Below are 223 nucleotides of genomic sequence, written 5' to 3'. Positions count from 1 at the left end.
ACCCGAAGGGCAAAGCCCTTTTCCTGCTGAAGCTGAAGGATCTCAAGCAGCTGACGCGGGGAGACCTGACTGACTTCATCAAGGACAAGAACAGACTGGCGATCGAGCTCGATCTTTCCCTGCGCCAGGCCGTCCAAAAGCGGTGTCATCGCGTAGGTTTGGGAAATGCCCGCATCCTTCAGCGCATCGGCCTGACGCCAGGCAATGGCCGCGCCAATGACGG

At 59.2% G+C, this 223-nt stretch carries 1 protein-coding gene; it reads right to left on the bottom strand.

From position 1 onward, the window contains the following. Window positions 1–223: AAA family ATPase (locus tag R5H23_RS17045; protein WP_317216154.1), on the bottom strand; the 223-nt coding region annotated here is incomplete at both ends.

The sequence above is a fragment of the Gluconobacter sp. GP1 genome, assembly GCF_032913585.1.
GTDB classification, from domain to species: Bacteria; Pseudomonadota; Alphaproteobacteria; order Acetobacterales; family Acetobacteraceae; genus Gluconobacter; species Gluconobacter cerinus.
The sequence above is the reverse complement of the archived record's forward strand: the minus strand, read 5'-3'. Positions and strand labels throughout refer to the sequence as shown.